Source organism: Actinotalea sp. C106, assembly GCF_023630195.1.
Taxonomy (GTDB): domain Bacteria; phylum Actinomycetota; class Actinomycetes; order Actinomycetales; family Cellulomonadaceae; genus Actinotalea.
The window spans coordinates 1-6,759 of sequence record NZ_JALPKN010000178.1; the positions used below are offsets into that span (position 1 = coordinate 1).

Sequence of the window (6,759 nt, forward strand, 5' to 3'; positions counted from 1 at the left end):
GGCCTCCGACTTGTCGGCGAGCTGCGGCGCCCGGTGGTCGACCGGGGTCGCGCCGAGGCCCCGGACGAGGTCGTGATGCCGCGGGGCGGCGGTGCCGATGACCGTGATCCCGGCCTCGACCGCGAGCTGGACCAGGGTCGAGCCGACACCGCCGTTCGCGCCGAGCACGACGACGGTCTGCCCGCGCCGGACCTTCGCGACACCGTGCAGCATCTGCCACGCGGTGAGGCCGTTGACGATCAGCGTCTCGGCCTCGGCCGGGTCCACCCCTGGCGGCACCGGGACGAGGTGGGTGGCGTCGACCAGCAGGTGCGAGGCCCAACCGCCGACCTTGACCACGGTCGCGACGCGAACGCCGACGAGCCCGGGCGCGCCCCCCTCCCCGATCGCCTCGACGACGCCGACGAGGTCGTAGCCCGGGACGAAGGGGAACGGGGGCTGGTCGTAGTACTTCCCGCGTCGCATCTGCTGCTCGGCGAACGACACGCCGGTCGCCTCGACCCGGACGAGCGCCTGGCCGGCGCCAGGTGCGGGCAGGTCACGGTGGCGGACGAGGAGGCCGTCGGGCTCGACCCGGTGCGGCATCACGACCTCGGTCGCGCGGACGGTGGTGCTCATGGTGACTCCTCGGGGGTGGTGGACGGTGGTCAGCGGGTGCGGAGGTGGTTCTTCACCAGCAGCGCGGCCCCGGCGGCCACGATGAGGACCACGAAGGCGGGGTGCATGTCCTTCGAGAGGCTCTCGGCGCCGTCGGGCCGCAGCACCCAGATCGCGAGCGGGGTCGCGTAGAGGGCGGCGAGCACGGCGCTGTAGACGCGCAGCGGCCGCAGGGCGGCGTGCCGGAAGGTGCCGACGAGCAGCAGGGCCACCGGCACGATCGCGACCATCGAGAACTGGATCAGCACGAGGACCGGGACGGCCCAGGCGGAGACGAGGACGGCGCGCGGGGTGCGACGCGCGGCCGGGATGAGGACGGGCTGTGCGGACGGGACGTTCATGGCGATCTCCTTCGATAGATGCGTGATTGATCACTCACCATGAGACGAGCAAGCTCGGTCTGGATGGCGGACTCGGTTGGGATGGCGGAGTGGTGAAGAGGTAGGGGCGGTGCGCCTGAGGGTGCCTACGGGTGGCGGATGCCCGCCGTGAGGATCGACGCCCACTCGTCGGGGACGTCCTCGATGCCGGAGGTGACGATCAGGTGGCACAGCTGCCCGACGGCGACGAACCGCTGGACGGCCTCGTCGCTCGCCCCCGACCGCGTCTTGGCCAGCCGGACCACCGTCGCCAGGCCGGCGCGCAGCGCCTGACCCACCTCGGGGATGTCTGCGACCGACTGGGCGTGGACCTGGAGCATCAGCAGCGACCGGTCGGCGATGAGCTCGGCGTAGGCGCCCCCCATCGCGTCGAGGATGCCGTCCGGCGGGCCCCCTGCCGCCCCGTCGGCCGCCACGCCCAGCGTCTCGACGATCTGCCGGAAGCAGTCGTCGAGCGCGGCGACGAACAGCCGTTCCTTGCTCGGGAACAGCTTGAACACGTACGCGGGCGAGATGCGCGCTGCCCGAGCCACGTCCGCGACCGTGGTGCCGTGGAACCCGCCGCGTGCGAACTCCTCCACCGCGCTGGCGGTGACGACCGGGACGCGCATCTGCGCGGTGCTGAGGGAGGGCATGTGAGTGACTGTACAGTCACTGCGCGGTGAGCGCCAGCCTTCTCGCCATCCCCACTCGCTGGCCTGGATGCCACGGACCACCTCCTGGTGGTGCTCGGCCGCGGCGTGGTGCTGGCCCTCGCGGGTGCCTTCGTGCTCGCCTGAGCGCAGCGCGCGACGTGCCCCGCGTACGCCCGTGGACGGACCCCGACCCAGCCCTCGGGTGCAGGCGGGCGTCGCGAGGACCCGCCCGTCGTGCGACGCGGGCAACCGTCGCCTCGCGGGAGGTTGGACACCATGGACCACAGCCCGACCACGCCTGCCACGACACGCTCGTCGACCCCGCGCCCGCCGACGCCGCACCCCTCAGCTCCGCACCCCTCGGCGCCCCCCGCCACGTCGGGCCCAGCGATGACCGCCCGCGGGCTGGCCAAGCGCTTCGGCACGACGACTGCCCTCGCGGGGGTCGACGTCGACCTCGACGGCGGGCGCTCCCTCGCGGTCATGGGGCCCTCCGGCTCGGGCAAGTCCACCCTGCTGCACTGCCTGGCGGGGATCCTCGTGCCCGACGCCGGGACGGTGACGCTGCGGGGACGCGCCGTCGGCGCGCTCGGGGATCGGGAGAGGTCCCTGCTGCGGCGGAGGCACTACGGGTTCGTCTTCCAGTTCGGGCAGCTGCTCTCCGAGCTGCCCGCGATCGAGAACATCGCCCTGCCGTCGATGCTCCTGGGCGCGAACCGCAAGCAGGCGACCGCGCTGGCCGGGCAGTGGATGCACTCCCTGGGGCTCGCGGGCATGGAGCAGCGCCGCCCCGGGGAGCTCTCGGGCGGGCAGGCCCAGCGCGTGGCGGTCGCGCGCGCCCTGATCACCGGCCCCGCGGTCGTCTTCGCTGACGAGCCCACCGGCGCCCTCGACCAGGCCACCGGGGCCGAGGTGATGCGCGTGCTGACCGAGACCACCCGAGCGGCCGGGGCCGCCCTCGTCGTCGTGACCCACGACGCGACCGTCGCCGGCTGGTGCGACGAGAGCATCGCGATGCGTGACGGCACCGTCGTGGACCGCGGGGTGCTCCGATGAGGGCCGTGCTGGCCCTCGCCCCCGGCCTGCACCGCGCAGGGGGGAAGGACACCCAGCTCACCACGGCCCTGGGGGTCGCGGCCTTCGCCGTCACCACGGCCCTGACCCTGTCGGTGGTGGGCGGGCTCCTGGGCTTCGTCGGCCGCGAGGCCCAGCCGCAGACGGCCTACCAGGCGGAGTGGTCCGACATCTACGTGATCCTCGCGTGGACCGCGGTCGTCCTGCTCGGAGTCCCGCTCCTGAGCCTCGGGGGAGCAGCGGCCCGCCTCGGCGTCGCGCGTCGGGACGCCAGGCTGGCGACCCTGCGCCTGCTGGGGGTCACCCCGCGTGAGGTGGTGGGCCTCACCCTGGTCGAGACCTCGGGCCAGGGCCTGGTCGGGGCGGCCCTCGGCGTCCTCCTCTACGGCCTGATGCTGCCGCTGTGGGCCCTGGTGCCGTTCCAGGGCAGCAGCTTCACGGTGGGCGAGCTGTGGGTGGGCTGGACGGTCGTGCTGGTCGCCCTGCTGGCGGTACCCCTGCTCGCAGCGGTCTCGGGGGCGGTGTCCTTGCGCCGCGTGGTCCTCTCGCCCCTCGGGGTGGCGCGCCGCGAGAGGCCCAAGAAGCTCAGCGTGGTCCGACTGCTCGTCGCCGTGGTGGGGGTCGGCACCTTCATGGTGATCAGCACGGCCCTCGGCGCCTTCGGTGCCGCGGCGTTCGCCTTCCTCGTCGGGGGCCTCGCGCTCGCCTTCGCGGCCCTCAACGTGGTGGGGCCGTGGGTGCTCGGGCTGCTCGCGAGGATCCAGCTGCGCCGCGCCTCGACCCCGGCCCGGCTGCTCGCCGCACGGCGACTGCTCGACGACCCCCGGGCCGCGTGGCGCGTGGTCGGAGGGCTCGGCCTCGCGGGGTTCGTCGCGGGCGCTCTCGCCATCGTGCCGTCCCTGGCCGCATCCAGCACCGACGACCCCGACCAGCAGCTCCTCCTCACTGACCTCAGCACCGGTGCCCTGCTGACCTTGGTCATCGCCTTCGTCCTCGCCGCCGTCTCGGCGGGGGTCGCGCAGGCCGCGTCGGTCCTCGACCGACGTCGCGAGTACGCCCTGCAGCACCTGGCGGGCGTGCCGGCCGAGCTGCTCGACGAGGTCCGGCGTCGTGAGGTCCTCGGTCCCCTCCTGCTCGTCACCGTCGGGTCGACGGCGGCCTCCGTGCTCATGTTCGCGCCGTGGCTCGGGCTCACCGGGGTGAGCAGCCCGGGTGGGATGGTGATGCTCGCCGTCTGCCTGACGGGAGGGCTGCTCCTGGTGGTCGGCGCGGTCGAGAGCACCCGTCCCCTGCTGCGGTCGGTGCTGCGAGACCCGGTGGTCCGGGCGGACTGAGCGAGGCGGGACCGGACCAGGGGTCGGGTCCGGTCGCGCGACGGCCGCGCCCAGTAGGCTGCCCGCGAGCACGCACAGGGCATGCGCGAGGGGGCATCACGATGGACCGCACAGACCGGGTCGCCCCTCCGCTGCCCCCGTCGACGATCCTGCCCGTCTCCTTCCTTCTCGGGTTCATGGCGCTGGTCTTCCTCGGCGTCGGGATCGCCACCGGGCTCGCGGCAGGCCCCTCCGAGCAGCCGACGTTCCTCGTGGTCGCCGGCGTCTCGGGGGTCGCGGCCGTCCTCCTGGCGGTCGTCGCCGCCGTGCTGCCCCGCCCTGGTGCCACGCGTCCGGTGGAGCTCGCCGGCCGGACCGCACTGGTCCTCGCCATGGTCGGTGCGGCCGTCGCCTTCGTCGTGGCAGCGGCGTCGGACGGTTCGGGCCGCTTCGCGATCGCCGCGCTCGCGGGGATCCTCGGGACCGTCACCGTGGTGATGATCGTCGCCGCCCGGACCGTCGCGCGACGCGGCGTCGCGACCCGCTAGCCGCGTGTGACGGGCATGCACACCTCGGTGACCCAGCGAGCCGGGTCGGGGTCCTCCTGCGGGCTGACCACGTAGACGTTGAACATGGGCCCGGCGAAGGCGTAGCCGTGCTCGGCGACCCACCGGCCCAGGGCCTCCATGACCTCGGAGATCCCCTCGTACGGGCCGTGGAGCACCCCGACGGCGTTCTGCTGCTCGGGAACCTCGACGCAGGCGACCTCTCCGTGTGAGGTGAACGGTCCGACGACGTCGAGCTGGACCTCGACGTCGGGGCCCGCCTCGACGTGGTCGGGGTCGTGGAAGACGGCGACCGAGCGGGGGTTCTCGGCGGGGACGGCTCCCGCGGCCGGGAGGCCGACCATGAGGCGCTGCCACAGCAGCCCCTCGTCGGCGTAGGTGGGGATGGTGTCCCGCAGGCTCGCGACGGTGCGGGCCGGGACGGTGCGGTGCGTGATCTCGACGGACATGGGCGGTTCCTCCAACGCGGTGATGAGGTGATCGACCCCGCGGATCCGGTCGGCGACCGTCCCGGCCTCGGTCTCCAGGCGGAGCCGGTGCTCGGCCAGCACCTCCCGCATCGCCTCGGCGTCGTCGAGCAGCGGGACGCACCGGGCCAGCTCGGCGACCCCGAGGCCGACGTCCCGCAGCTCCCGGACCCGTGCCGCGGTGCGCAGCTGGGTGCTGGAGTAGAGGCGGTAGCCAGAGTCGGGGTCGACGCGCGCGGGGCGCAGCACGCCGTGCTCGTCGTAGTGCCGGAGCATGCGGACGCTGATCATCGACAGCCGCGAGAGGTCGCCGATCCTCAGCAGGTGCTCGTCGGACGGGGTCATGCCCATAGGCCACACCCTGACACCGTGTGAGGCTCAAGGGGGCTGTTCCGCGGGGGATCTTGGCCCGCGGTGCCGGGGTTGTGGACGGAGCGGTCCGCGCGCACACCGGGAGGTGCCCGCGGGTGCCGCGGTGTCCCCCTCCCCGCGTAGGGTTCTGGCGTGAGCACCGCCCTGTACCGCCGCTACCGGCCCGAGACCTTCACCGAGGTGATCGGGCAGGAGCACGTCACCGACCCGCTCATGCAGGCCCTGCGCAGCGACAAGGTGACTCACGCCTACCTGTTCTCCGGCCCGCGAGGCTGCGGCAAGACGACGTCGGCCCGGATCCTGGCGCGCTGCCTCAACTGCGCCGAGGGACCGACGGACACCCCGTGCGGGCGGTGCCCCTCGTGCGTCGAGCTCGCCCGTGGCGGCGCGGGGTCGCTCGACGTGGTCGAGATCGACGCCGCGAGCCACGGTGGCGTGGACGACGCACGGGACCTGCGCGAGCGCGCGACCTTCGCCCCGGCCCGGGACCGCTTCAAGATCTTCATCCTGGACGAGGCCCACATGGTCACCTCGCAGGGGTTCAACGCCCTGCTGAAGATCGTCGAGGAGCCGCCCGAGCACGTGAAGTTCGTCTTCGCGACGACCGAGCCGGACAAGGTCATCGGGACCATCCGCTCGCGCACCCACCACTACCCCTTCCGCCTCGTCGCCCCCGACACCCTGCTGCCCTACCTCGAGCAGGTCTGCACCACCGAGGGCGTCCCGGTCGGCGCCGGCGTGCTGCCCCTCGTGGTCCGCGCGGGCGGTGGCTCGGTGCGTGACTCGATGTCCGTGCTCGACCAGCTCGTCGCGGGGGCGACGGCCGAGGGGATCGACTACGAGCGGGCCGTCGCCCTGCTCGGGTACACCCACGCGGCCCTCCTGGACGACACGGTCGACGCGATCGCCGCACGGGACGGCGCGAGCGCCTTCCGGGTGGTCGACCGCGTCGTGAGCTCGGGGCACGAGCCCCGGCGGTTCGTCGAGGACCTGCTCGAGCGGCTGCGCGACCTCATCGTCATCGCCGCCTCGGGGGAGGCCGCGCAGGCCGTGCTCAGGGACCTCCCCGCCGACCAGCTCGAACGGATGCGCGCCCAGGCCACCGTGCTCGGGGCGGCCGAGCTCTCCCGCTCGGCGGACCTGGTCAACGAGGCCCTCACCGAGATGACCGGGGCGACCTCCCCGCGGCTCCACCTCGAGCTGCTCGTCGCCCGGCTCCTGCTGCCCGCGGCCGACGACGGCGCTCGCGGGCTGGGCGCCAGGATCGACCGCGTCGAGCGGGAGCTGACCCGGGG

8 protein-coding genes are annotated in these 6,759 nt (G+C 73.9%); 4 read left to right on the top strand and 4 right to left on the bottom strand.

The genetic code is table 11. The annotated features are described in order from the left end of the window. From L0B03_RS12070 to L0B03_RS12080, 3 genes are all read right to left on the bottom strand, one after another. On the bottom strand, positions 1 to 618 hold a 618-nt coding region (locus tag L0B03_RS12070; protein WP_250446055.1), incomplete at its 3' end, for an alcohol dehydrogenase catalytic domain-containing protein. A gap of 29 nt (positions 619 to 647) precedes the next feature. Next, positions 648 to 998 (bottom strand): hypothetical protein, encoded by a 351-nt coding sequence (locus L0B03_RS12075; protein WP_250446056.1) that lies wholly within the window; start codon positions 996 to 998, stop codon positions 648 to 650. A gap of 125 nt (positions 999 to 1,123) precedes the next feature. After that, on the bottom strand, positions 1,124 to 1,672 hold the full coding sequence (locus L0B03_RS12080; RefSeq protein WP_250446058.1) for a TetR/AcrR family transcriptional regulator: 549 nt from the start codon (positions 1,670 to 1,672) through the stop codon (positions 1,124 to 1,126). Between the two features lie 390 nt (positions 1,673 to 2,062). Here L0B03_RS12080 and L0B03_RS12085 point away from each other — a divergent pair, with 390 nt between their 5' ends. The 3 genes from L0B03_RS12085 (at position 2,063) to L0B03_RS12095 (ending at position 4,607) form a co-directional block, all read left to right on the top strand. Further along, complete coding sequence (locus L0B03_RS12085; protein ID WP_250446060.1) at positions 2,063 to 2,728, top strand: ABC transporter ATP-binding protein; 666 nt, start codon at positions 2,063 to 2,065, stop codon at positions 2,726 to 2,728. Then, a complete protein-coding gene (locus L0B03_RS12090) occupies positions 2,725 to 4,080 on the top strand; it encodes an FtsX-like permease family protein (RefSeq protein ID WP_250446061.1) in 1,356 nt (451 codons plus the stop codon). Before L0B03_RS12085 ends, L0B03_RS12090 begins: the two co-directional genes overlap by 4 nt. Positions 4,081 to 4,181: 101 nt before the next feature. Further along, a complete protein-coding gene (locus L0B03_RS12095) occupies positions 4,182 to 4,607 on the top strand; it encodes a hypothetical protein (protein WP_250446062.1) in 426 nt (141 codons plus the stop codon). Here the strand turns inward: L0B03_RS12095 and L0B03_RS12100 are convergent. Next, on the bottom strand, positions 4,604 to 5,437 hold the full coding sequence (locus tag L0B03_RS12100; RefSeq protein WP_250446064.1) for a MerR family transcriptional regulator: 834 nt from the start codon (positions 5,435 to 5,437) through the stop codon (positions 4,604 to 4,606). The two genes, L0B03_RS12095 and L0B03_RS12100, sit on opposite strands and share 4 nt — an antisense overlap. Before the next feature lie 159 nt (positions 5,438 to 5,596). Here L0B03_RS12100 and L0B03_RS12105 point away from each other — a divergent pair. Then, positions 5,597 to 6,759, top strand: a 1,163-nt coding sequence (locus tag L0B03_RS12105; RefSeq protein WP_250446065.1) for a DNA polymerase III subunit gamma and tau, incomplete at its 3' end; no start/stop codon positions are given.